This is a genomic window from Lentzea sp. NPDC006480 (assembly GCF_040611995.1).
Classification (GTDB): Bacteria; Actinomycetota; Actinomycetes; order Mycobacteriales; family Pseudonocardiaceae; genus Lentzea.
In genome coordinates this window covers 40,547-64,737 of record NZ_JBEXPJ010000037.1, presented here as the reverse complement: position 1 = coordinate 64,737, position 24,191 = coordinate 40,547, and the positions used below count along the sequence as shown (strand labels likewise).

Annotated in this window: 21 protein-coding genes; 8 read left to right on the top strand and 13 right to left on the bottom strand. The window is 69.0% G+C overall.

Annotation, left to right across the window (positions count from 1 at the left end; translation table 11 throughout):
* The first annotated feature begins 246 nt into the window (after positions 1-246).
* Complete coding sequence (locus ABZX92_RS17375; RefSeq protein WP_355559842.1) at positions 247-435, top strand: MbtH family protein; 189 nt, start codon at positions 247-249, stop codon at positions 433-435.
* On the opposite strand, the gene ABZX92_RS17370 is transcribed toward ABZX92_RS17375, so the two are convergent.
* The 3 genes from ABZX92_RS17370 to ABZX92_RS17360 all read right to left on the bottom strand — a co-directional run bounded on the left by ABZX92_RS17370 (position 432) and on the right by ABZX92_RS17360 (position 4,903).
* Positions 432-2,951 (bottom strand): glycoside hydrolase family 97 catalytic domain-containing protein, encoded by a 2,520-nt coding sequence (locus ABZX92_RS17370; RefSeq protein ID WP_355559839.1) that lies wholly within the window; start codon positions 2,949-2,951, stop codon positions 432-434. The two genes, ABZX92_RS17375 and ABZX92_RS17370, sit on opposite strands and share 4 nt — an antisense overlap.
* 137 nt (positions 2,952-3,088) lie before the next feature.
* Positions 3,089-4,378, bottom strand: coding sequence for a YncE family protein (locus tag ABZX92_RS17365; protein WP_355559837.1), 1,290 nt, complete (start codon positions 4,376-4,378; stop codon positions 3,089-3,091).
* 36 nt (positions 4,379-4,414) lie between these two features.
* Complete coding sequence (locus ABZX92_RS17360; RefSeq protein ID WP_355559834.1) at positions 4,415-4,903, bottom strand: GNAT family N-acetyltransferase; 489 nt, start codon at positions 4,901-4,903, stop codon at positions 4,415-4,417.
* 79 nt (positions 4,904-4,982) lie between these two features.
* On the opposite strand from ABZX92_RS17360, the gene ABZX92_RS17355 reads away from it, so the two are divergent.
* Entirely contained in the window at positions 4,983-5,480 is a 498-nt protein-coding gene (locus ABZX92_RS17355) for a sigma-70 family RNA polymerase sigma factor (protein ID WP_355559831.1), read from the top strand.
* Complete coding sequence (locus ABZX92_RS17350) at positions 5,473-6,342, top strand: hypothetical protein (protein ID WP_355559828.1); 870 nt, start codon at positions 5,473-5,475, stop codon at positions 6,340-6,342. The genes ABZX92_RS17355 and ABZX92_RS17350 overlap by 8 nt, the downstream gene beginning before the upstream one ends.
* 205 nt (positions 6,343-6,547) lie before the next feature.
* Here the strand turns inward: ABZX92_RS17350 and ABZX92_RS17345 are convergent, their stop codons facing one another.
* Positions 6,548-7,873 carry a serine/threonine-protein kinase gene (locus ABZX92_RS17345; protein ID WP_355559825.1) on the bottom strand — a complete coding sequence of 442 codons (1,326 nt, stop codon included), beginning with the start codon at positions 7,871-7,873 and terminating at the stop codon, positions 6,548-6,550.
* A gap of 69 nt (positions 7,874-7,942) precedes the next feature.
* Between ABZX92_RS17345 and ABZX92_RS17340 the strand changes: the two genes are divergently transcribed.
* Positions 7,943-8,896, top strand: a complete 954-nt coding sequence (locus ABZX92_RS17340; protein ID WP_355559823.1) for a magnesium transporter CorA family protein — start codon at positions 7,943-7,945, stop codon at positions 8,894-8,896.
* Between the two features lie 6 nt (positions 8,897-8,902).
* Positions 8,903-9,670, top strand: a complete 768-nt coding sequence (locus ABZX92_RS17335) for an enoyl-CoA hydratase/isomerase family protein (protein ID WP_355559821.1) — start codon at positions 8,903-8,905, stop codon at positions 9,668-9,670.
* Here ABZX92_RS17335 and ABZX92_RS17330 read toward each other — a convergent pair whose 3' ends face one another.
* Positions 9,671-10,126, bottom strand: coding sequence for an SLATT domain-containing protein (locus ABZX92_RS17330; RefSeq protein WP_355559818.1), 456 nt, complete (start codon positions 10,124-10,126; stop codon positions 9,671-9,673).
* Between the two features lie 34 nt (positions 10,127-10,160).
* On the opposite strand from ABZX92_RS17330, the gene ABZX92_RS17325 reads away from it, so the two are divergent.
* A complete protein-coding gene (locus ABZX92_RS17325; protein ID WP_355559815.1) occupies positions 10,161-10,856 on the top strand; it encodes a PIG-L deacetylase family protein in 696 nt (231 codons plus the stop codon).
* A gap of 282 nt (positions 10,857-11,138) precedes the next feature.
* Here ABZX92_RS17325 and ABZX92_RS17320 read toward each other — a convergent pair whose 3' ends face one another.
* Positions 11,139-12,434 (bottom strand): UDP-glucose/GDP-mannose dehydrogenase family protein, encoded by a 1,296-nt coding sequence (locus ABZX92_RS17320; protein WP_355559812.1) that lies wholly within the window; start codon positions 12,432-12,434, stop codon positions 11,139-11,141.
* Positions 12,434-13,762 carry a glycosyltransferase family 4 protein gene (locus tag ABZX92_RS17315; RefSeq protein ID WP_355559809.1) on the bottom strand — a complete coding sequence of 443 codons (1,329 nt, stop codon included), beginning with the start codon at positions 13,760-13,762 and terminating at the stop codon, positions 12,434-12,436. The genes ABZX92_RS17320 and ABZX92_RS17315 overlap by 1 nt, the downstream gene beginning before the upstream one ends.
* Before the next feature lie 240 nt (positions 13,763-14,002).
* On the opposite strand from ABZX92_RS17315, the gene ABZX92_RS17310 reads away from it, so the two are divergent.
* Complete coding sequence (locus tag ABZX92_RS17310) at positions 14,003-15,175, top strand: MFS transporter (protein WP_355559807.1); 1,173 nt, start codon at positions 14,003-14,005, stop codon at positions 15,173-15,175.
* Positions 15,172-16,146: a hypothetical protein gene (locus tag ABZX92_RS17305; protein WP_355559804.1), complete on the top strand. Its 975-nt coding sequence runs from the start codon at positions 15,172-15,174 to the stop codon at positions 16,144-16,146. Before ABZX92_RS17310 ends, ABZX92_RS17305 begins: the two co-directional genes overlap by 4 nt.
* Here ABZX92_RS17305 and ABZX92_RS17300 read toward each other — a convergent pair.
* From ABZX92_RS17300 to ABZX92_RS17275, 6 genes are all read right to left on the bottom strand, one after another.
* Complete coding sequence (locus ABZX92_RS17300) at positions 16,143-16,817, bottom strand: polysaccharide deacetylase family protein (RefSeq protein WP_355559801.1); 675 nt, start codon at positions 16,815-16,817, stop codon at positions 16,143-16,145. The two genes, ABZX92_RS17305 and ABZX92_RS17300, sit on opposite strands and share 4 nt — an antisense overlap.
* Before the next feature lie 53 nt (positions 16,818-16,870).
* Positions 16,871-17,986: a glycosyltransferase family 4 protein gene (locus ABZX92_RS17295; protein WP_355559798.1), complete on the bottom strand. Its 1,116-nt coding sequence runs from the start codon at positions 17,984-17,986 to the stop codon at positions 16,871-16,873.
* Positions 17,983-19,308: an O-antigen ligase family protein gene (locus ABZX92_RS17290; protein WP_355559795.1), complete on the bottom strand. Its 1,326-nt coding sequence runs from the start codon at positions 19,306-19,308 to the stop codon at positions 17,983-17,985. Before ABZX92_RS17290 ends, ABZX92_RS17295 begins: the two co-directional genes overlap by 4 nt.
* Before the next feature lie 3 nt (positions 19,309-19,311).
* Positions 19,312-20,196 (bottom strand): hypothetical protein, encoded by an 885-nt coding sequence (locus tag ABZX92_RS17285; protein ID WP_355559793.1) that lies wholly within the window; start codon positions 20,194-20,196, stop codon positions 19,312-19,314.
* Between the two features lie 65 nt (positions 20,197-20,261).
* The gene (asnB, locus tag ABZX92_RS17280; RefSeq protein ID WP_355559790.1) at positions 20,262-22,115 is read right to left on the bottom strand and encodes an asparagine synthase (glutamine-hydrolyzing); all 1,854 of its coding nucleotides are present in this window, start codon (positions 22,113-22,115) and stop codon (positions 20,262-20,264) included.
* On the bottom strand, positions 22,115-24,160 hold the full coding sequence (locus ABZX92_RS17275) for a glycosyltransferase (RefSeq protein ID WP_355559787.1): 2,046 nt from the start codon (positions 24,158-24,160) through the stop codon (positions 22,115-22,117). The genes asnB and ABZX92_RS17275 overlap by 1 nt, the downstream gene beginning before the upstream one ends.
* Positions 24,161-24,191 lie beyond the last annotated feature (31 nt).

Sequence of the window (24,191 nt, the reverse complement as noted above, 5' to 3'; positions counted from 1 at the left end):
GTTAGCACAGCGCCGCGAGCGGATCCCAATCGGCTGGTCAGCGACCGGATGAGCTACATCGGGCACGTAACGACGGCCTTGTCCTCGACGCCGATGGCCGAACCGTCCTCAGCCAGGAGGACCACCTGTTCCACAGTCACGACTCCACGTAACCACACCGGCGGCCGGATCCGGAAGCCGCACGAAAGGAGTGAGCTTGAGCGCAGAGATAGCCGCGCCCTAGGTGGTGCACGTCACCCTGAGGGCATGACCATCCCGTTCGTTCAGACTCACACCATGTTCCTGGTGCTGGTCAGCCCAACGGGCCAGTACTCGATCTGGCCGGCGGTGCTGCAGGTGCCCGCCGGGTGGCAGGTCGTCCACGGCGTCGCGTGCAAGCAGTCCTGTGTGGACTACGTGAACGCGGTCCGTGCCGACCTGCCCCTGGCCGCCTAGGCCGCGCAGGTCAGCCGCGCGTCACCCCACACCGCGTTGTCGAGACTGGTGCCATCGCCGCCATCAGTCACGCGCAACGTCAACGACTTCACGCCGCTCACGTCGACGCCGACCGCCAGCGCCGGGTCGACGGACCTGCGCAGCGGGCTCTCGTAGAGCACCCGTCCGTCACCGATCACCACGAACGTGACGGATCCTCCGACACCGGCCGCGCGGTCCACCCGGCCGTCGACCTCGTCGTCCACGCCGACGGTCGCGTCGAACCTCGTGCACGTCCCCAGCTCGAAGACCTTGTCGGCGGGCGTGGTGCCGATTCCCTTGCCGAACCTGGTGCCGCCCGTCGTCAACGTCCTGCCCTCGACGGAACGGTCGTTGCCCGCGACGTAGACCTGTCCGGCGGGCAGCGGTTTCCAGACGTGGGTGCGGACGGCCTTCTCCGCCTCGACGCTTCCGCTGAACCGGTAGGGCTGGAACTGCGCCACCGCGGGCACGTCCGTCAGGCCGACGACGGGGTTCGCGCCGACCTCGACCGTCCACCTGCCACTGATCGACTCACCGGGCGCCACCCGGAACGCCTTGACAGCAGCGGTGGTGCTCCAGCCGGACGGCACGCGCGGTGCGAACGTCACGTCGTAGAGCGGCTGCTGCGAGGTGTTGGTGAAGGTGCCGCCCATCTCGAACGTCTGACCTGGCTGCACCGAGACCTGTTCAGGAGTCGTGACCACGGTCGTGGACGGCAGGCCGTACGTGGGCCGCGCGCAGGTGTCCTTGACCGGACGGCAGACCAGTGCGACGAACCCGCCGTCCTTCGCGACCGGAATCGTCAGCTTTTGGTCGGTGACACGGGTTTCCTTGACCAGGCCGGCCGCGCCGTCGCGCACGACCTCGACCAGCCAGCGCCCCTTGCCGAGCGCCGGCAGGTCCAGCGTGCGGGCCTCCCCCGCGATCGCGCCGCCGACGAACCACCGGTCGTCGCTGCGCCGGGCCATCACGACGCTTTCGGTGGGACGACCGGAAAGCAGCTTCGTCTCGTCCCACGCGGTCGGCGCCTGCTCCAGGTACCACCGCGCCAGAGGGCGGGCGTCGTAGGAGTCCGGCCGTCCGGCGAGGTTCTGGACGCCCGACTCGTAGAGCACGGTGAGCGCGAGTTCGCCGCCGTCGGTGTTGGGACGGGTGCGGTGGAAGCCGCCGGGCGTGTAGTCCATGCCGCCCACCACGTTGCGCGTGAACGGCAACGCGGTGAGGTGGCTCGTGGTGAGGCCGCTGGACTTCTCCGCGCCGTGCACGGCCTCGGTCGTCATGACGTGCGGCCACGTGCGGTGGATGCCGTGCGGCAGTGTCGCGCCGTGGAAGTTGATCAGGAAGTGCATCTTCGCGGTCTCCGGCAGGATCTCGTCGTACCAGCGGTAGCGCTCCTGGCCGTCGGAGTCCATGAAGTCGATCTTCAGACCCTGCACGCCCCACTTCCGCAGCCACGGCAGGTAGTCCGCGCGCTTCTCCGCGGTGTCGACGCTGCTGAACCGCACCCACGTGTGGATGCCGACCCGGCGCGCCTTCGCGTACTGCACGAGCTCCGGGATGAAGCTGGTCTGACGCCAGTTCGGGTCGTCGTACCAACCCGCGTCCACCGTCACGTACGGCCAGCCGCGCGCCGCCGCGTAGTCGACGAACTCCTTCTGCTTGGCCAGGTCCTGCTGCACGCCGCGGCCGCCGGCGAGCCACGTCCAGATCGCCGGGCCGGGCTTGATCCAGCTGGTGTCGCGGATCTTCGAGGCGGGCGCGAGGTCGTCCACCAGGGTCGACTCGGTGACGGTGGCCAGGCTTCCGACGATCATGGTGCGCCACGGGGTCTTCAGGGCGCCTTGCACCGCGACCTTCTCGTCCCACAGCTTCAGCTGGAACTTGCCGCCGCCGGTGTGCACGAGGTGGCCGCCTGAGTAGCGTCCGTCCACATCGGACTCGGTGATGAGCACGTACGTGCCGCCGACGTCGAACAGCGCCGGGTGCATGTACTCGGCCTGCTCCGCCGTACCGGTCGGGTACTGCAGGAACGGGTTCTCGTAGTCGCGGCGGAACTTCGCGAGCCACGCCGTGGAGTCGGCGGGCAGGACGAACGCGGAGGCCTCGCCCGTGACCGCGCCGGTGTCCTGCGGCAGCTCGTAGCGGTACGCGACGCCATCCGGGGACTCGCGGACGACGAGGTCGAGGTCGTTCACGCCGGCCTTGAACCTGTAGGTCGTCTCTGTGGCCCGCACGGTGCGGTCCAGCTTCTTGCCGGACGTCGTGCGGTAGCGCTCGAAGATCGCCCGCTTCGACTTCCCGGAGAGCGTGAGGCCCTGCGACAGGTCGGCGCGCTCGGTCGTGATCCCGACCGGCGACGGCTGCACGACCGTCTTGCCGTTGTGCGTCACCGCCAGGGTGACCGCTCCCCCGGAAACGCTGACGACCGCCTGCGGGCCACTTGAACCGGCCTGCGCAGGCGGTACGACGATCAGTCCCGCGACCAACGCAGCCACGGCTCCAGCTCTCACCGCCACGGACACTCCCCTCGTGATCCGGGGCGGCGGTCACCGGAAGACATCCAATGACTCGGACGCTATGCCAGGCATTTCGTCCGAGTCAATGGATGTAACAACCGTGAGAACTCCGATGACTAGAGCAACGTGATGCTGCCGTGCGACGAGCCACCGGTGTGCTCGTTGTCGCCCGCGAACGAGGCCGTGAAGCCCTGCAGCAGGGTGTTCAGCCCGACCAGCAGCGACACGTTCGCGTCACAGGTGGCCTTGCCGGACGAATTGGTCGTGGCGGTGCAGAGCGGGTTGCCCTTGACCGTCTGGAACACGATCTTCGCCCCGGCGACAGGTGCGCCGGTGTGCGTCTCGGTCAGCGTCGCGTCGAGCGAGCGGACCGTGAAGCCGACGAGCCGGAGCTGCAGCTGGGCACTGCCCGCGACCAGCTTGGCCGCGGCGGGCGGCACGAAGTGGATCGCGATGCCCACCGGCTTGTCACCGACCGGGATGGCACCGGTGACCGTGTTGGACGCCGTGCTGATGATCGACACGGTGTCGCTGTCGAAGTTCGTGACGTAGGCGGCGGAACCGTCCGGCAGCAGCGACACGCTGATCGGCCGCTCGCCGACCGGGATCCGCGGGAGGATCTCGGTGTTCGCCGTCAGGTCGACGACCGACACCGAGTTCGAGACGCTGTTGGTCACGTACGCGCGGGACCCGTTCAGCGCGATGCCGTGCGGGAAGTCGCCGACGCCGATGGTCGCGACGACCGCGCGCGAAGCCGTGTCGACGACGGAGATGGTGTTCGAGGTCCTGTTCACCACATAGGCGCGCGAACCGTCGGGCGACAGGGCGAGCGCGGTCGAGTTGCTGCCCGTCGCGACCGTGGCGACGACCGCGTTGGCCGTCGTGTCGATCACGGAGAGCAGACCGGCACCCGCGCGGTCGTGGGTCACGTAGACGGACTTGCCGTCCGGCGCGATCGCCACTCCGTCGGGACGTTCGGTGACCGCGATCGTCGTGGTCACCGTCAGCGTGGCCGTGTCGACCACGGAGACCGAGTTGCCGAAGTAGTTCGTCACGTAGACGAAGCCGCCGCCGGGAGCGACCGCGACGCCTGCCGGGTGATCCCCGACGGCGATCGACGCGTCGACCGTGTTGGTCGGTGTGTCGATCACGGTGAGCTTGTTGTCGTTGGAGTTCGTCACGTAGCCGCGGGTCCCGTCGAACGCGACCGCTGCCATGTACGGCGAGTTCGCGCCGCTGTCAGCGATCGTCTCGGACACCGCGTTCGTGGCCGTGTCGATCACCGACACCCCGCCGCCGTTGTTGGCGACGTAACCCAGCACCCGACCGGCGGGAGCCGCTGAAGCCGGGGTCACCACCAGTGCCGCGGTGACGGCAGCAGCCGTCACCAGTGGACGCAACCGCATGTTCAATGCCTCCTGGCGCGCGTCATCCCGACCTGGTCAGGACATCGCGACCGAATGGGCGGACGTTAGCCTCTTTTCGAACCAATGCCCGGCATACTTTGCGTCGTTGTAGTTCTCGATCTCGCCGAAACCGTGCTTGGCGTAGAGGTTTCTGGCTTCGACGAGGTCGTCGCGCACGTCGAGTCGCAGCGCGGTGACACCGAGTTTCAGGGCTTCCGCCTCTATCGCTCGCAGCAGTGCGGACGCGGCGCCCCGGCCGCGGAACTCCTTGCGCACGAACATCCGCGTGAGCTCGCCGTTGGTGTCGTCCAGGAAGCGCATGCCCAGGCAGCCTGCTTGTTCGCCGTCCTTCGACACCACGAGGAACACCGGTACGTCGCTGTCCTCCTCGTCGCGCTGGTACTGCGCGACTTCCTCGGCGACGTCGTCCCTGCCCCAGTAACGGCCGATGATGTCCACGTAGTAGTCGTGGTTGAGTGGCGCGTCCGCTGCCCAGGTTTCGGTCGTCACGGTCCAGTTGGTCATGGCCCCATCTTGCGGTCGCCGTCCACTGTGATTCAGGTCACTGCAACACCGCGGGTGCGGCAAGCCAACTGGGGGCGTGATGTTCGCGGAGCTGTTCGACGAGCACGCTCAGCCGCTGCACCGATATCTGGCGCGGCGGGTGGGCGTCGACGTGGCTGACGACCTGGTCAGCGAGACGTTCTTGGCCGCCATGCGTTCTGCCGCGGCGTACGACCCCGAACGCGGCAGCGTCGTCGGCTGGCTCTACGGCATCGCGACGAACCTGTTGCGCGGCCACGCCAAACGCGAGGTCCGGCTGTTGCGCACGGCCGAGCGCTACGGCGTCGACCTCGGTGTCGCCGAGATGCTGGAGCACACGGTGGTGGCCCGCATCGACGCCCGCTCGCACCTCCGGCTGATAGCGGCCGAGCTGGCCCGGATGTCCACCGCCGACCGCGACCTGCTGCTGCTCGTGTCGCTGGCCGGGCTCAGCGTCCAGGAGGCGGCCGAGGCGCTCGGCCTGAACCCCGGCACCGCGCGGTCCCGCCTGCACCGCCTGCGCGCCAAGCTGAAGGAACTGGAGCTCCGCCATGCGTGACCTGCTGGACGACGACCTCGCCGAGCTGTACTCGGTGCGGCCCGCTGACGACGTGCGGCTGGCCCGGTTGCGCGAGCAGCTGTTCACCGAGAAGCCGGTGCGCCGGTCGACGCGCTGGATCGGCATCGCGGCGGCCGCCATGGCGGTGGTGATGATCACCGGCCTGGTGGTGCTGCTGAGGCCGGCGCACCAGGACTCCGCCGCCACCATGCCGACCGCACCGGCCACCTCGCTGACCGACGCGGCGACCCTGCTGGAGGTCGCGCAGGATCCCGCTGCGCGCTACAAGCACGTCAGGTACCTGGTCTGGCAGACCATGACCGTCGGGCAGCCGGGCAGCCAGGTGTGGAGTGCGGCCAAGGTCGAGTTCCAGTTCGACGTGTGGCTGCCCGCCTCGCCGGGCGAGATGATCGTGATCTACCGCCGGCAGACCGGCGACAAGCAGTGGGTCGTGGGCAACCAGGTGGACTCGGACCGGATGGCTCCCGCGGACTACAAGGGACCGGTGCTGTGGGGCACCTTCTGCACCACGATGCCGTGCAAGGAGACCAGCCTCGCGCTGCCCTTGAAGGTCTCGCCCGCGGAGAAGCTGGCCAGCGCCTCGTCCCGGCTGTTGTCGCCGTACACCACCAACGAGGAGAAGGCCGCGACCTACCGCGAGCTCGCCACCTCACCCGAGATCCGCTGGGACAACGGGAAGGTGTCGGCCGACGGCAGCCGGACCAGCTTCACCATCGACCCCGCGACCGGGCAGGTGACCGGGTCGGTGGAGATGAAGCCGGCGGACAGCCCGCTACCGGACGGCACGATCTCCCTGGAGGTGGCGGTGACCTACGAGTGGACCGATCAGCGGCCGTCGTAGGACGCGGCGCCGAGTCTGGTGGCCATCGCGTCTGCAAGTACCACCAACCCAAGATCATCGAGCACTTTCCTGCTACCAACCGACTCGGCGCCGCGCCGCCGTCCGCGGCCGGTTCCAGGGCAGTTGGTAGTCGTTGGAGGCGATTTGATCAAGAGTTGGCGGTACTTGCAGACGCCAATGGAGCCACCGCCTTGGAACGCGTTGGTCAGCGGCCGTCGTAGGAACGCGGCAGATACCAGGCCAAGGCGGCGCGCAGCTCGATCACGTCACGCTCGCGCCGTCGCCTGGACCGCTCGTGGGCGATCGGGAACACGCGCACCCCACCGTGGTGCGCGCCGAAGAAGCGGCGCGGCGCCGGGTCCTTCAGCCAGACGACGACCCACGGGCGTTTCTTGTGCGGCACGACCCGGACGCGGGCCAGCTCGTACCACCAGTACTGGTGGAACTTGCCGTTGCGCGTGGTGGCGATGCCCTCGCGGCTGATCTCGATCACGACCTTGCTGCGGGCGGCTGCGCCGAAGAGCCGCACCGCGCGCACCACCAGCACGCAGAACGCGGCCAGCGCCAGCAGCTGGGTGGCGCCGTTGGCGTGTGCGGCCGGGTCGGCGATGGCGGCGGCCAGCAGGCCCGCGGCGAGGTTCGTCAGGCCCCACGCGAACGGCACGATCCGCGACGTCGAGAAGGTCGCGGCCGCGGGCGTCATCGGCGCGGGCAGCTTCGAGGTCGGCGGCTTCGGCGTGACCACGGCGGCGATCAGACGCGTCACCTCGGTCGGTTCCGGGCGCTTCGAAGGATCCCGGTGCATGCACTTCTGCACCAACGGACGCAGCGCCTTCGGCACGCCCTCCAGGTCGGGCTCGCCGTGAGCGGCCCGGTAGAGCAAGGTCGCGGTGGGTCCCTCGCCGAACGGCCCCTTGCCGGTCGCCGCGTACACCAGGACCGCGCCCAGAGCGAAGACGTCGGAAGGACACCCCACCTCCTGGCCCGTGATCTGCTCGGGTGACAGGAAGCCCGGCGTGCCGAACACCATGCCGGTCTCGGTCAGCGCCGTGTGCTCCATCGCGCGCGAGATGCCGAAGTCGATCACGCGCGGGCCGTCGGCGCCCAGGAGCACGTTGGACGGCTTCAGGTCGCGATGAACCAGACCGGCCCGGTGGATCGCGGTCAGCGCCTCGGCGAGCCCCTCGGCCAGGCGGCGCAGGTGGTGCTCGGGCAGCGGACCGTGGCGTTCGATGGCCTCCTGCAGAGTCGGGCCGGGCACGTACTCGGTGGCCATCCACGGGCGGGCCGCGCGCGTGTCGGCGTCCACGACCGCCGCGGTGCCGGCCGAACCGACCGCGCGGGCCATCTGCACCTCGCGGCGGAAGCGCTCGCGGAAGCGCGGGTCGTCGGCGAGCTCGGCGCGGGCCACCTTCACGGCGACCTGGCGTCCGTCGCTGCCTTGGCCCAGGTAGACCGTTCCCATGGCACCACGACCAAGCCTGCCGAGCAGCAGGTAGTCGCCTATGCGCTGGGGTTGGTCCACCTTCACCGGATCGAGGGTAGCGGGAGTTGGGCGCGAATCCGCACATCTGAGTAGATCTACGTATCGTTGTCACCCATGGGCCGGACCCGCTTGTACCGCAACGGCGAACTCGTGGACCACGGGTTCCCGCTCACCGACCTCGCGCGGCACCTTCAAGATCGCACGGCGGTGGTGTGGTTCGACCTCTGCTCGCCGTCGGAAGACGAGATAGGTCTGCTGCGCACCGAACTGGGCCTGCACGAGCTCGCGATCGAGGACGCGCTGAGCGAACGCCAGCGCCCCAAGCTCGACCGCTACCCCACCCATCTCTTCCTCACGGTCTACGCGGCCGAGTACGACGGTGAGATCAAGACCACGGAGATCGACGTCTTCGTCACCGAGCAGGCGGTCGTCACCGTCCGCGAGAACGAGTCGTACGACATCAAGAACCTCCAGCGCCGCTGGGACAGCGCCCCGAGCCTCGCGAAGTCGGGCGTCGGCTTCCTGCTGCACGGCCTGCTCGACGACGTGGTCGACACCCAGTACAACGCGGCGCAGAAGCTCGACGAGGCCATCGAGGACCTGGAAGACCAGATCTACCAGGAGAAACCGCACATCGGCCACAAGGCGCTCAAGATGCGCCGATCCGTGGTGCAGCTGCGCCGGGTCGCGCTGCCGATGCGCGAGGTCCTGGGCTCGTTGATGCACCGGGACCACTCCATCGTGGACGACGAGATGATGCCGTACTACCAGGACGTCAAGGACCACACGCTGTTCACCGCCGAGCTCACGGAGTCGATGCGCGAGCTGGTCACGAACCTGCGCGAGGCCGAGGTCGCGGTGCAGGGCAACCGGCTGAACTCGATCATGAAGAAGGTCACCAGCTGGGCCGCGATCATCGCCGTGCCGACCGCGATCTCGGGCTACTACGGCATGAACGTGCCCTACCCCGGTTTCGAGCAGAAGTGGGGCTTCTGGGCCTCCACGCTGGGTATTTTTCTCCTCTCCTACGTCCTGTACGTGATGTTCAAGCGCCGCGATTGGCTGTAGAAAACGATGAAGATCCACCTGACCAGGCAGAACGAGCTCGCGATCATCACGATCGACGCCCCGCCGCTCAACCTCTACGCCCTCGACCTCGACGCCGAGTTCCACGACGCCCTGGACGAGCTGGGCGACGCGCGGGCGTTGCTGGTCAACGCGACCGGCCGGGTCGTCAGCGGCGGTGTCGACGTGTCGCTGTTCGCGGCCCAGGAGTACCGCGAGGACGCGCAGGCGCTGTTCGACCGCATGCTCCTGCTCCCCCAACGGCTCGCCGCGCTGCCGATCCCGACCGTGTTCGCCGCGCACGCCCTCTGCCTGACCTGGGCGTTCGAGCTCGCGGTGGCGTGCGACATCATCGTCGCCGCCGAGAGCGCCAAGTTCGGTCTGGTGGAGAAGGTCGTGGGCCTCACGCCGACGATGGGCGGCACGCAACGCCTCGCCGCACGGGCCGGAGTGGGGCGCGCCAAGGAGTTCGTGATGACCGGCGACCTCTACGACGCGCAGACGCTGGAGCGCTGGAACGTCGTGAACCGCGTGCTGCCGGACGAGGGTTTCGCATTGGCCGCCGAACAGTTCGCGCTGAGCCTCGCCGTCGGCCCGACTCAAGCACACGCCGCGACCAAGCAGGTCCTGGCGCACTTCGAGCACGGCGGCGTCCCGGAGGCGGACGCGCACGTCACCACGATCGCGTCGGCGCTGTTCGAGACCCAGGACCTGCCCCGAGCCGTGCACAGCTTCCTCAGCGACGGTCCGGGCAAAGCCACGTTCCTGGGCCGCTGATCAGGAGTTCTCCCGGAACTTCAGCCACCGGTCACTCAGCCCGTCCCAGATCTCCTGGTACCGCTGGAACATCTCCCGCACCCGCTCGGGGTCGACCTCCTCGGGCGGGGTGGAGGCGATGTAGTAGCCGAGGTCGTCCTGCAGCCGGTGGAACTTGTAGCTGGCCTCTTCCATCAGCACCCAAAGGGAACGCCACGCGAAGAACGGTTCCAAAGCGCTGACCACGGTCACCACGGCGACGAGCGAGAACGCGGTTCCCGTCCAGGGATCGAGGTTCTGCAGGCCGAGGATGATCGTCGACGCCGCCGAGAGGACCAATGTGGTCAGCCGGACCGTCACGGACTTCCAGCGGAACCGGTGCTTGCGGGACCGGGCGTAGATGTGGCCGCGCTCGATCTGGTCGCGGAGATGATGGGCTAGTTCGAGCGGCTTGAGGCCGGACGGCAAGTCGGTCACGCGCGGGACAATAGCCACGGGGTACCTTCCGCGCGTGCAGTTCGCCGGACCGAGAACCCTGCTGGCCGTTCACGCCCACCCCGGCGACGAGTCGACGTCGACCGGTGGCGCGCTAGCCCGCTATGCCCGGCACGGAGCCAGAACCGTGGTGGTGACGTGCACCAACGGCGAGTTCGACGACGCGCCGAGCGGAGCGGTGCCCGGCGAGGTCGGCCACCACCCGCAGGCCGTGGCGTCGCACCGGCGCGCGGAACTGCTGGCGGCGTGCGATGTGCTGGGCGTCACAGACGTGGAACTGCTGGGGTATCACGACTCCGGCCACACCGGCGAGGTCCCGGCGGGCGGGTTCTGCACGATCCCGGTGGAGACCGCGGCGGGCCGGCTCGCCGCGCTGATCGAGCACTACCAGCCTCAGGTCGTCCTCACGCACTACAGCTCGCACCGCGACCACATGCACGTGAACCGGGTCGCGAAGCTCGCCGTGCACCGCACCGGCATCCCGGCCAAGCTCTACCTCACCGCTCGCGACGGCTCCACGACGATCGACATCAGCGAGGTCGCCGACGTGAAGCGCAAGGCGTTGCGGTGTCACGCGAGCCAGCAGGTGCACGGGGCGTTCGACGTGCAGGAGCACTACTTCCGCGCACTCGACACCACGGACGCGCCGCTGCCGGAGACCGACCTGTTCGCCGGGATCGTCACCAGCGGACCGGACCTGCCCCGCTGGTGAGACCGCGCTCGGGCGGTCTCACCTCACGCAGGTCTTCAGATGCCGAGCCCGGACAGCAGACCCTGAACGAGGTCGGCCGCCTGGGAGAGCAGGCTGCTCGCCTGGTTGACGAGACCCATGACCGTGCTCATCAGTGCTTCCATCGGTGGGAACCTCCCCGACAAGACCCGGCGGGCGTGTCCCACCGGGTGTTGCCGGGAATCAAAGCGCTAGCACACGAAACTCGCGCGCCCACTCACACCATTGAGCTAAAAGGACTGTCTCAAATGGACTACGACAGGCCTAACGACGGCCGAGCGACGTGCAGGTGAAGCCCGCGCGGCGGATGACGTCGGGATCCAGAAGGTTCCGCGTGTCAACGACAACCGGCTGCCGCACGGCCTCGGCGAGGCGCGCCCAGTCCAGCGAGCGGAAGTCCGGCCACTCGGTCAGCACGACGAGCGCGTCGACGTCCTTGGCGGCCTGGTACGGATCGTCCACAACGGACACCGGGCCGAGGTCCGTGCCGCCGGGCAGCGCCGGGTCGTAGCCCACGAGGTCCGCACCGGCCTGCTTCAGCAGTGCCGCCACGGCCAGTGCCGGCGAGTCGCGCAGGTCGTCCGTGCCGGCCTTGAACGTCAGGCCCAGCAGTCCCAGGCGCACGTGCGACAGCGAGCCGCCGCGCTTGCCGGTGACCGCGAGGCGGACCTTCTCGACCATCCGCGTGCGCTGGCGCTCGTTGGTGTCGATCGTGGCGCGCAGCAGGCGGAACTCGAAGTCGGCTGCGTCCGCGGCCTGGAGCATCGCGTGCGTGTCCTTGGGCAGGCACGAGCCGCCCCAGCCGGGACCGGGTGAGAGGAACGCCTGGCCGATGCGCTTGTCGTAGCCCATGCCCTCGGTGACGTCGGTGATGTTCGCGCCGAGCCGCTCGCACAGCTCCGCCACCGCGTTGACGTACGAGAGCTTCATCGCGAGGAAGCAGTTCGCGGCGTACTTGACCAGCTCGGCCGACGCCGCGTCGGTCAGCACCGTCGGCGCGCCGAGGCGTGCGTAGAGGGCCGCCACGCGCTCGGCCGCGTCCTGCTGGTCGCAGCCGACGACGATCCGGTCCGGGTTCAGGAAGTCGTGGACCGCGGAGCCCTCGCGCAGGAACTCGGGGTTCGACACGACCGCCACGTCGTCACGGCGCAGCAGCTCGGCCGTGCGGATCGACGTGCCGACCGGCACGGTGGACTTGTTGACGATCACGCAGCCGGACGGCAGCAGGTCGCGCGTCTCGTCCACAACGGACTCGACGGCCTGCAGGTCCGCGACGCCGCCGACACCCATCGGCGTGGGCACGCAGAGGAACACGACCTCGGCGTCGGCCACCGCGGCGGACGCGCCGAGCACGAAGGACAGCCGGCCGGACGCGATGCCCTCGCCCACCAGGTCCGCGAGCCCCGGTTCGAGGATGTCGACCTCACCGCGCGAGAGCCGTTCCACCTTGGCCTGGTCGACGTCCGCGCACACCACGCGGTGACCGAGCGACGCGAGGCACGCGCCGGTGGTCAGGCCGACGTACCCGGTGCCGACGACCGCGATCCTTCTGACGAACATCATTCTCCCGTTCGGTTGACGGCGAACGCACGAAGCACGGCGTCGTCGCTCACGTCGATCATCTTGTTGCCCCACTGGTCGGTGCCCGGGGTCAGCTCGGGCCGGCCGTCGGGGAACGGGCCCCGCGAGGCGAAACCGGTGAGCCCGTCGAACACCGCGACGTAGTTCTCGGCCTGCGGGCGCCAGTCGAGCTCGGCCTCGCAGCGGCGCCTGCCCTCGAAGCCGAGGCGGCCCCGGCGTTCCGCGTCGTCGAGCAGGTCGAGCAGCGACGTCGTGAACGCCTCGACGTCACCCGGCTCGACGTAGACCGCGCAGTCGCCGGCGGACACCACGGTCTCCGTCAGCCGGTACGAGACGACCGGCAGAGCGTAGGCCATGTACTCCATGGTCTTGTTCATAGTGGACACGTCGTTCAAAGGCGACAGCGGATCCGGACCGAGGCCGGCCGACGACGTGGACAGGTAACGCGTGATCTGTTCGGGCCCAACGCGTCCGGTGAACTCCACGTACGGGTCGAGGCCCCACGCCGTGGCCTGCTTCTTCAGGTCTTCCAGGCAGTCGCCGAAGCCCAGCAGCGCGAAGCGGACGTCGGTGCGGCCGCGGTCGAAGACAACTCTCCGTGCGACTTCGAGCACACCGTCGACGCCGTCCTGCGGGCCCATGATTCCCAGATAGGCCACCAGGTGTTTGCCGCCGCGTCGGAGCTCGTCCACGCCCTCGACAGGTCGCATCACAGTGGTGTCCGGGCCGGAGCGCACGACGGAGGTGTGCTCGGGCGGCACGGAACCGCGCGTCCACGCGATCTTCTGGTACGAGGTGTTGGTCGACGTGACCCGGTCGGCCGTGCGGAACGTCCGGCGCTCCAGCCACTTCAGGATCCGGTACTGCAGCTTGCCCGCCGCGCCCTTCGGCTCACCGAAGCGCGACAGGAACACCTCGGGGTTGAGGTCGTGGTGGTCGAAGACGAACTTGACGCCACCGAGCCGCCACAGCATCGCGAGCGCCCAGTAGGTGTCCGGCGGGTTGCACGCCTGCATGACGTGGAATCGCCTGCGGGCACGGACTTTCACGCTGAGCAACGCCGTGCGCACCCAGCAGTACAGGAACTCCCACGCGTACCCGAGCGCACCTTCGGCCTGCGGCGGCGGAGCGTACTTGTACAGATGCACACCGTCGAGCAGCTGATAGGCGGGATCACCCGGACCTTTCGGGCAGATCACCGAAACCTCGTACCCGGCGGCGGTCAGGGCGCGGCATTCCAGCCAGACGCGCCTGTCCAGCGGCACCGGCAGGTTCTGCACGATGATCAACACGTGTGGAGCACTCAAAGGTCCCTACTTCCAACGGGGGCCGACGCCTCGTAGGTCGTCCCCGGCGCCCGAAGAGTTACGCGTCGAACCCAAAGGACCGGGATGCGGACGGCCGTGTGCGCCCAGACGGTGTAACAGCGCCTCGAATCCGCCGATGTAGCAGTGGGGTATTCGCGCGTCCAGGCACTCCTGGAAGAAGGCGGTGTTTGGGTGTACGTGGCGTCAGCTCGGGCGGAGCACGGCAACAAGCTGGGTGGCGTGCCAAGCGCGGTTGTCGCTGTCGGAGCGGTTTCGCTGCTCACGGACATCTCCTCCGAGATGGTCACGGCGTTCCTGCCGGTGTATCTCCTGTTCACACTTCACGTTGGTTACGTGCAGTTCGGACTGCTCGACGGCCTGTACACCGGTGCCACGGCGGTGCTGCGCCTCGTGGGCGGGCATGTGGCGGACCGGTTGAGGCGTCCCAAAGCCGTCGCGGGTGTGGGATACGCCATGTCCGCGGTCACGAAGCTCGCGTTCCCGTTGGTGGGCGCGTCGGCGTTCGGCATCGGCGGGCTGCTGGCCGCTGACCGTGCGGGCAAAGGTTTGCGCACCGCGCCGCGGGACGCCCTGATCTCGCTGAGCGTGCCCTCGCACCAGCTCGGCATGGCGTTCGGCGTGCACCGCACGATGGACACCGTCGGCGCGCTGCTGGGCCCGCTCGCGACGTTCCTGTTGATCGCGAACCTGGGCACCCAGCCGGACCCGATCTTCATCGTCAGCTTCGCGTTCGCCCTGATCGGTGTGATCACGCTGGTGTTCTTCGTCCGGGAACGCCCGGCGGCACCGGCTTCGGCCAAGAAGGCGCCGGACATCAAGGCCGGATTGGCGCTGCTGAAGGACAAGGCGTTCGCCCGCGTGACGATCGTGGCCGCGATCCTCGGCCTGGCCACGATGTCCGACGCGTTCGTGTTCGTGCTGGTGCAGAAGACGACCGGCATCCCGCTGGGCGCGCTGCCGTTGCTGCCGCTGGGCACCGCGCTGACCTTCCTGCTCCTCGCGACTCCCCTGGGCCGGTTGTCCGACCGCCTCGGCCGCTGGAAGATCTTCTTCGCCGGGCACGTGTTGCTGCTCGGCGTGTACGTGTTGTTGCTGGCCCCCAGCGGTGGTTACCCCGTCGCGGTCATCGCCCTGTTGCTGCACGGCGCTTTTTACGCCGCCACCGACGGCGTGCTGTCGGCGTGGGCGGGCTCGATGATCCCCGAGGACCTGCGCGGCTCGGGCCTCGCCGTGGTGCAGACCGGTCAGGCTCTGACGAAGCTGGTGTCCTCCGTCGCGTTCGGTTTCCTGCTGCAGTACGCGTCCGTGCTCGCCGCGGTCGCGGTGGCCGGTGGCGGGCTCGCCGTCTCGTTGCTCGTGGTCCTGGTGGTCAGAAGGAGAGCTGCCGCGTGAAGTCCTGGTTCGCCAGGCACCGCGTGTTGATCGGGGTGGGCCTGGTGGTGCTGGTCGTGTTCGCGACCGGCGGCTACGTCTACCGCACGGCCACCAAGCCGGTCGCACAGGTGCAGGCCCATTCCGGACGTCTGCTGACCCTCATCGACCAGAGGGGAGGCAACGACGCGGTGTCGACCGCCGAACTGTCCACTGCGGACGGACCGCGCAACGCCACCGGCATGCGCTGCCAACGGGTCTACACCGCCGGCGGCACCACGGTCTGCCTGCGGCTCGCGGGTGTCGGACCGACGTTCGAGGCCGCGGTGACGGATGCGTCCGGCAAGGTTGTGAAGACCATCCCGTTGCCCGGTGCGCCTTCCCGGGCTCGTGTCTCGGCTTCCGGCAAGGTCGTCTCGTGGACCGTCTTCGTGTCGGGCGACTCCTACGTCGCACCAGGCGGGTTCTCCACTCGCACTGGCTACTACGACCTGCGCACGGACACTGTCGTCGAGTCGCTGGAAGTCTTCAGCTCCACCGTGGAGGGCCAGCCGTACCACGCGGCTGACGCCAACTACTGGGGCCTGACCGTGGGATCCGACGACCGCACGTTCTACGCGACGTTCCTCGGCGCGGGCCGGCGGTGGCTGGTCAAGGGCGACCTCTCGGCACGCACCTTGGAGACCGTCCGAATCGGACCGGAGTGCCCTTCCCTCTCCCCTGACGGCAAGCACATCGCGTACAAGAAGACCACGCGCTGGGTGGGCCGCTGGGAGCTGGCCGTGCTCGACCTCGCCACCAATCAGGAACGAGTCCTGCCCGACACGAGCGGTATCGACGACCAGGCCGCGTGGCTCGACGACAACACCCTCGCCTACGGCGCGATCTCCGGCTCCACGGGCAAGAGCTCGATCTTCCAGGTCCCCGCGGACGGCTCCGCGAAGCCCGCGTTGGTGGCGACGGAAGCGTCGTCACCAGTGCCGATGCCCTAGTTCCTGAACCAGGCGGAACGCCACGGCTTGGCACTCGTGATCAGTCTGCTGACCGACACGGGCTCGTAGTCGCGGGACCGCAGTTCGGCCACCAGCTCACGGGTGACGTCACCGCGGTTGAACGTGGGTTCCGGTGTGGTGTCGCCGGGCGGCACCTCGAACCCGTCGTGCATGAGCATGATCGAACCCGGGTGCAGGCCTTCCAGCCCGCGCGCGGCGACGTCGGCGGCGGCGCCGTCCACCCAGTCCCGGACGGTCGGACCCCACACCACGGGCATCAGACCTGCCCGGCGAGTGGCCGCGTACGTGGCGGGTGACTGGGCGCCGTAGGGCGGGCGGAACATCCGCACGTCACGGCCGGCCACCTTGGACAGTCGTTCGCGGCCGTCCTCCAGCAGCCCGCGGACCTCCCCGCGCGGCAAGGAAGTGAGCCTCGTGTGGTCGACGCCGTGCAACGCGATCTCGTGGCCCTCGTCGAGCACCGCCCGCACGAGTTCCGGGTAGCGCTCGGCACGGTAGGCGAGCTGGAAGAAGGTGGCCTTGAGCCCGAGTGACGCCAACGCTTCCAGTACGGCGGGCGTGCCGACCGGGTCAGGCCCGTCGTCGTAGGTCAGGGCGACCAGCCGGGAGTCGGTCTTGCCACCGCGGATCGAGCCGACCGGAGACAGCACGGTGTCAGCGGACCTGCGGAGAAAACGCCGCGTCGCAACGGAAAGAGCCACAGTCACCCCTGCCCGGCAATCCGCACGACGTCCTCCGCCGCGCGCCCCCACGAATAGTGCCTGGCCGTTTCCTCGCGTGCTTCCCAGGTGTGCTGGTAGATCGAGTCGTCGGCGAGCACCGAGGCGATCACCTTCGCCAGGTCCTCCGGATCCTCCGACCGCACCAGCTCCCCGGTCCGTCCCGCCGAGATGATCTCCGGCATCGCGAACGCATCCCGTCCCACACAAGGCAACCCGCGCGACAACGCCTCCGCGAACGCGATCCCGAACCCCTCGAACCGGGACGGCAGCACGAAGAGGTCGTGCGCGTCGTACAGGTCAGCCAGCTCGGACACCGGCAGCCGGCCGAGGAACGAGACCCCGTCCGGCACCTCGCCGGGCAGCGGCCACTCCGTCGGCCCCACGACCGTCAGCGTGATCGACGGGTCCACGTCGTGCCGCAGCACCGACAACGCCCGCACGACCTGGTCGCCCCCCTTGGTGTGGAAGTCCTTGCCCACCATGAGCAACTTGCGCCGCGACGAGATCCGCCGCTCGTGCACCTCGTCAGGAACCGCGCCCGACAAAGCCGAGATCCCGGGGTTCACCACGTGCACGCGAGATGCCGGCAGCCCCGTCACCGACACCAGGTGGTCAGCGAACCAGCGCGACATCGCGAACACCCCGGCGGCCGACGCGTACACCCGCCGCTGACGGTCAGCCGACCACTGCACGGAATCAGCGGTCAACGACGGGAAGTGCGTCAGAGAACCCTCACGCGCCAGCAACTCCAGCAGCACGTCGTAGCTCAGGTCCTGCAACAGGAAGTAGGGGCGGGACAGCACCGCCAGATCCTGGACCTGCAGCACAGCGTCCGGCGCGAGAGAAGAACAAGCCTTGCGCAGCACCGACTCCTCGTAGAACCGGGCACCGCGCGAATGCCGCCACATCGACACCCACTGCCCGTTCACCCGCCGGGCGTGCGCGGCCTTCAACCCCAGCCGCACCAAGGAGGAATGCGTCACCCCGAGATCGACGACGTCGGCCCGGGACCGCAACGCCTCGCGGAGGTTCCACGGCGTGTAGGACCACGTCGGCTCCGGCACCGGGTCCCAGCTGCACGCGAATCCCAGCTTCATCGGGCCACCTTCTGCCGCACCGCAGGGACGGGCTTGAGAGGTTCGTCCAGGGCGCGCCGCGTGATCCGCCACAGCGCGCCGGTGATGCCGAGCAACAGGAACAACAACCCGCTGATCATCGGGAACCCGAGCCCGTCGAACGTCGCGAACGCGAGCCCCGCCACCGCGATCGACGCGCACAGCACCTGGCCGAGGTGCCGCATCTCGTCGTCCATCGCCCGCGCCCGCACCCCCCGCGCCGTGAAGATGCCGACGAGGAACAACGTGATCAGCGCGACGAGCCCGATGAACCCGGTCTCCACGATCTGGCCGAGGTACTGGTTGTCCAGCGTGATGAACGTCTTCGGCAGGAAGGTCCCGAACCCGCGGCCGAGGAACGGCGACTTGTCGATGAACTCGCCGATCACCACGTAGTCGTCGGTCCGCCCCTGGATGCTCGGGTCGTCCTGCCAGCCGGTGAACAGGCCGGTGATCGTGCCGACCAGGCCGGGGATCAGCAGCCGCAGCACCACGATCGCGACCGGCGCCACCAGCAACGCGACCGCGCGGCGCAGACCGGACCACCCGGCGAACAGCACGATGAACGCCACGAACAGACCCAAGGTCGCCGACCGGGACACCGACATCGGGCTCGCCAGGCCGATCAGCGACACCAGCCCGAACCACAGCCAGCGCCGTTCCTTGACGTAGAACGCCTGGTGCAGAGCGATCGGGAACATCATCGCGAGCACCACGCCGTACTCGATGGCGTGCGAGGCCGTCGCGGACACCCGGCGGAAGTTGGACCGGTCCGTCACCGACCCGATGACGTAGTTGATCTTCAATCCGGGGATGTGGTAGAGCTCGGCGATGTTGAAGCCGGTCGCGAACTGCAGCAACCCCATCACCGCGATGATGCCGGTCAGAATGACCAGCGTGCGCAACAACAGCTCGACGCTCCTGCGCGTGCGCAACAGGTCCGCGGCCACGAACGCGATGCCACACCACGACACCAGCGTGAGGACCGCCCGGTCCGCGCCCGAGAGCTGGTCCGCGGGCAACGGGTTCAGCGTGCCCCACGCGTAGGACAGCATGATCGACCCGGCGAACGCCAGCACCACGAGCCTGATCGGCTGCAGCCCGGTCTGCACGCCGTTGCCGGGCAGCATCCGGACCATCAGCCAGAACAGCAGCATGCCCATCCCGACGACGCCCGCGGGAGTACCGCTGGCGCCGAGGGGACCGATGATCATCTGCGCGGGCAGGCAGAACAGCAGCACCGCGTAGACGGTCAGCAGGCCTCGCGCGTCACCGGGTTCGGGTCTGCGGAGGAAGTCCAGCACCGGTCACTCGCGCCGGGTCTGCGGAGCGGGCGCGGGGGCTGGGCCCTCCTCGCTCGGCCACTGGACGTCACCGTTCTTGGCCGCGGCCGGGACCTGCACCGGCCGGAACCGGTGCGTCTCCTCGGATCCCGTCTTGTGCACCACGGGCGGCGGTGGCCCGGTCGTCGCGGGCCGCGCGGGCGTGGCAGGGCGAGCGGGCGTGTTGACCGGCGGCTTGGGGGTGTCCACGACCGGCGGCAGGTCCGAGCTGTCGACGAGCGACTCCTCGACGAGCGAGCGCTGCTTGCGGCGCGTCTTCACGCTCTCGATCACGAACGCCGCGAGCACCGTCGCCGCGAGCCCGACGACGAGCATGCCGGCGAGGGCCCGGAGCTGGCTGCCGCGCTGGATCTCCGCGTGCGACGGCAGCGTGATCGGGTTCGTCGTGATCAGGAACTGCTGCGGCGCCTTCAGGTCGACCTGCGACTGCCGCAGGTTGTCCGTCATCGCCTTCTCGACGATCTGGGCGGTCTTGAGGGCTTCCGACTCGCGCTTGGACGTGGCGGTCACCGACAGCATCGGCGCCTCGCCGGGCACGATGTCGACGAGGTACTCCGCCGTCGCGCCCTGCTCCTTCAGCTGCTCGATGGTGGTGAAGTCGTTCATCTTGCGAGCGGTGATCTGCGCGACGATGCCGAGCGAGCCGCCGAACCCGAGGTACGGGTTGGCCTGACCGGCCTGCGACGAACCGACCTGAGCGGGCACGAGCAGCACGTCGGAGGCCTTGACCTGATACGTCGGCGGCACCGCGATCATGATGCCGATTCCGGCGGCGATCATGATGCCGAAGCCGACCAGCACCGTCACCCATCGCCTGCGCAGCACCTTCAGCGCGCTAACGAAATCCACGTCCGCCCCAGGTTTTTCCCGTGCCCCAGTGAGCACGAGCCTACGCGATCGTTTGGTTCCCTCGCTCATTCCGCCACCTCCGAGGTCCTCGTCTGCTCGCGATGCCAGACCTCGAGCGAGAGCAGGGTCCACAAGCGCGGTTGTTCGTTGCGGCCGCCCGAGTCGTGCTCGGCCAGCAGTCTTCGCACGCCCGCCGGGTCCAGTACACCGCCGACGAACGAGTTCGGCCCGGTGAGCAGGTCGTGAGCCATCTCGCGCAGCCCGTCGCGGAACCACGCGTCGAGCGGCACCTTGAAGCCGGACTTCGGGCGGTCCACCACGTCGGCGGGCAGGTGCTCGCGCGCGACCTCCTTGACCACCCACTTGGTCGTGCCGCGCCGCACCTTCACCGAGCTGGGCAGGGTGAACGCGAGCTCGGCGACCCGGTGGTCGAGGAACGGCGGCCGCAGCTCCAGCGACGCCGCCATGGACATCCGGTCGCCGCGTTCGAGCAGGTTGTCGGCCAGCCACGCGTGCGAGTCGGCGTAGAGCATCCTTCGCAACGCGTCCCCGCGGCCGCGGCTGTAGGCAGGCGTGATGGCACGGGCCGCCGGGCCTCCGAGCAACGCCCGCGACTCGGCGGTCGTGAACGGGGCGAACCAGCCGCGCATCCGGGCGGCCGCGCTGGGCTCGGCCATCGCCCGCAGCGCCACGCCGAAGCGGGCGGCCTTGGCGGGCAGCGAGTTCTCCAGCCGCGACAGCGCCGCGTGCCGCAGCCAGGCCGGCGCGATGCCGGCCCAGCGGGTCGCGCCGGCGAACTTGTACTTGGGGTAGCCGCCGAACAGCTCGTCGCTGCCCTCACCGGACAGCACGACCTTCACGTCCCGGCGAGCCAGCTCGGCGAGCTTGAACACCGCCACGTCGGCGGGCTCGGACAGCGGCGCGTCCCGATGGCGGCTCAACCGGCCCCAGTTCTGTTTGAAGTCCTCGGCGGTGACGATCACGTTGTGGTGCTCGCTGCCGACCTCGGCCGCGACCTTCTCGGCCCAGTGCAGCTCGTCCACCCGCGGGTCACCGAACCCGGCGGAGAACGTGTGCAGCTCGCCGCCACCGCGCACCTTGGCCACCAGCGCGGTGATCAGGCTGGAGTCGACGCCGCCGGACAGGTACGCGCCGACCGGCACGTCCGCGACCAGCGCGTCCCGCACCGACCGTTCGAGAGCGTCGGCGACGAGAGCGACCGCTTCTTCCGGCGTGCAGTCGCGCACGAGCCCCTGAGCAGGCAGCTCCCAGTACGGGGTTTCGTTCACGCGTCCGTCACGGGAGACCGTGAGCCGGTGGCCGGGCAGCACCTTCCGCACCCCGTCGACCAGCGTGTACGGCGCGGGCACGGACCGGTGGGCGAGGTAGTCGTGCAGCGAGGCGTGGTCGACGCCGCGATCGCCGATCAGCGGGATCAGCGCCTTGATCTCCGACGCGAACGCGAACACCGTCGAATCCGCGTAGTAGTACAGCGGCAGGATGCCCATCCGGTCGCGGACCAGGTGCAGGTCACCGGTCTGGGCGTCGTCGATCGCGTAGGCGAACTGGCCGCGCAGCTTCCGCACGCCGTCGACGCCGTCGCGTTCGTACAGCGCGAGCAACGTCTCGGTGTCGCCGTCGGTGCGGAACGGGTAGGTGAGCTCGGCACGCAGCTCGCGGTAGTTGAGGATCTCGCCGTTGAACGCGATGTGCCGCTTCGCGTCGGGCGTGGCCATCGGCTGCTTGGACGCGGCGAGGTCGATGATCGACAACCGCGTGTGGGCGAACCCGGTGGACCCGCTGACCCAGATCCCGGAGTCGTCGGGACCGCGGTGGTGCAGCGTGGCCGCCATGGCCCGCAACAGGGCGGGATCGACCGGCCGGCCGTCGAAGCGCCGGACTCCGGCGATGCCGCACATCAGGCTTCTCCCTCGGCGAGGCGCATCAGGTCACGGGCGCGCGCGTCCCAGGAGGCCGACAGCACCGAACGGCGGCGCTGCTCGGGAGTACCGATGCCGCCGTCCTTCAGCGTCAGCCTGATCTGCTCGATGAAGTCATCGGGGCTGGAGGCGACCCGGACGCGGTCGGTGTAATGCTGGACCTCGGGGAAGTCGGTGCTCACGATCGGCAGGCCGAGCGCGAGGTACTCCTTGAGCTTGATCGGGTTCGCGTGCTTGATCCAGTCGTTGTCGAGCCACGGCATCAGCGCGACGTCGAAACCCGTGCCGTACGCGGGAATCTGCTCGTACGGCCGGAAGTCGAGCCACGTGACGTTCGAGTACTTCTCGTAGCGCTCCATCGAGCAGGTGGCGTCACCGATCAGCACCAGGTGCGCCTCGGGGATCTCCTTCGCGACCCGCTCCAGCAGGTCGAAGTCCACGAGGTAGTCGTCGAGGCTGCCGAAGAACCCGATCACCGGGCCCTCGATCGACGCGATGTCCGCCGGGAGCTGGTCGCGGCGGCGGAAGTGGTCCAGATCGACGCCGTGGTCGAGGAAGTGGCCACGGGCGCCGGTCTGGGGCTCGTCCTCCTCCTGCAGCGCGCGGCTGACGTAGAGGACGTGGTCGGAGTGCTCCAGGAGCTCGTCCTCCAGCGCCTTGATCGTCACCTGGTCCGACTCTGGGAACGCCGAGTGGCGGTCAGAACGGTTGTAGACCAAGGACGCGCGCGGCATCGGCTTGATCACGTCCCACGAGGTGGGGATGGTCGCGACGACGACGGGCGTCTTCATGCCGAGCGCGAGACAGACCGCGCGGACCTGGGCGCGAACCAGCACCGAGTTCAGCTTGCGCAGCCACGGCTTTCCGTAGAACGGCAGCGGAAGTGGTGTCATCACGTGGAATCCCGGGGTGTCCGGGATCGGGCGGCGCACCAGCATCGCGACGCTCTTCAGCTTCCGGAAGATCCTGCGCAGGAACTGGGTGCTGCGGCCGGGCAGCGGCATGCGCAGCCCGATGCTGTTGACCAGCAACACCTTGCGGTGCTTCGCGACCCGGCGCAGCAGCTGGAAGTCGGAGTGCGCCCGGTTGTGGTACCACCAGTCCTGCGCGGAGAAGCACAGGTATGCGGCGTTGTTCTTGTTCGTGTCCAACGGTTCCGGCCACTCCCGCATGCCGATCAGTCCCCGTAACGCGGCTCGGTGCCGCGGCCGGTGGATCCGGAGAAGTTCGTTCAACGCCACCGCGAACCACATCAGCACGGACTGCGGCCGGCCGTGGCGTTCGCGGTGCAACCGGACGCGGTTCGCCTGCAACAGCGCCCACAACCGCGCCGAGGTCTCGGACTCGCCGCCGAGGTGGACGGCGACGGCTTCCGGCTCGTAGCGGACCGCGAAACCCTTGTCCCGCGCCCGGAGCATGTACTCGGTTTCCTCGGAGTACAGCAGGTAGCGCTCGTCCAATGTGCCGATGGCGTCGATGCACTCGGCGGTGACGAGCCACGCGGCGCCGGTGATCCAGTCCGCGGTCTCCCCCGGCCGGGTCACGATCTCGCCCAGCGCCGGGTGCTTACCCGCTGTCGTGCCGCCGAGCAAAGCCTGGCCCAGCACGCGCAACGGCGTCGGCTCGCGGCGGACCGAGTGCTGCACGACGCCGCGCTCGTCGACGAGCTTCGGTCCGACGATGCCGATTCCAGGTCGAACGGCTGCTCGCAGTGCCGCGACCGCGCCCGGTTCGAGCCGGACGTCCGCGTTGAGCACCAGCACGTCACAACCGGGGACCGTGGCGATGCCCGCGTTCACGCCCGCGGCGAACCCGTCGTTGCCCAGCCGCCGCACGACCTTCGCGCCCGCGGCCTCGGCCAGTTCCACGGTGGTGTCCGCGGACGCGTTGTCCACGACCACGGCCTGCCAGTCGGCGACCCCGCTCAATGCGACCGGCAGGGCCTCCAGGCAGCCGCTGATGACGCTCGCGCTGTTGTAGGTGACGACGACCACGGCCAGAGGTCTTGCGGGAAGTGAATCCACGAGCTGGGTCCTCCGGAAGCGAGCTGCGACC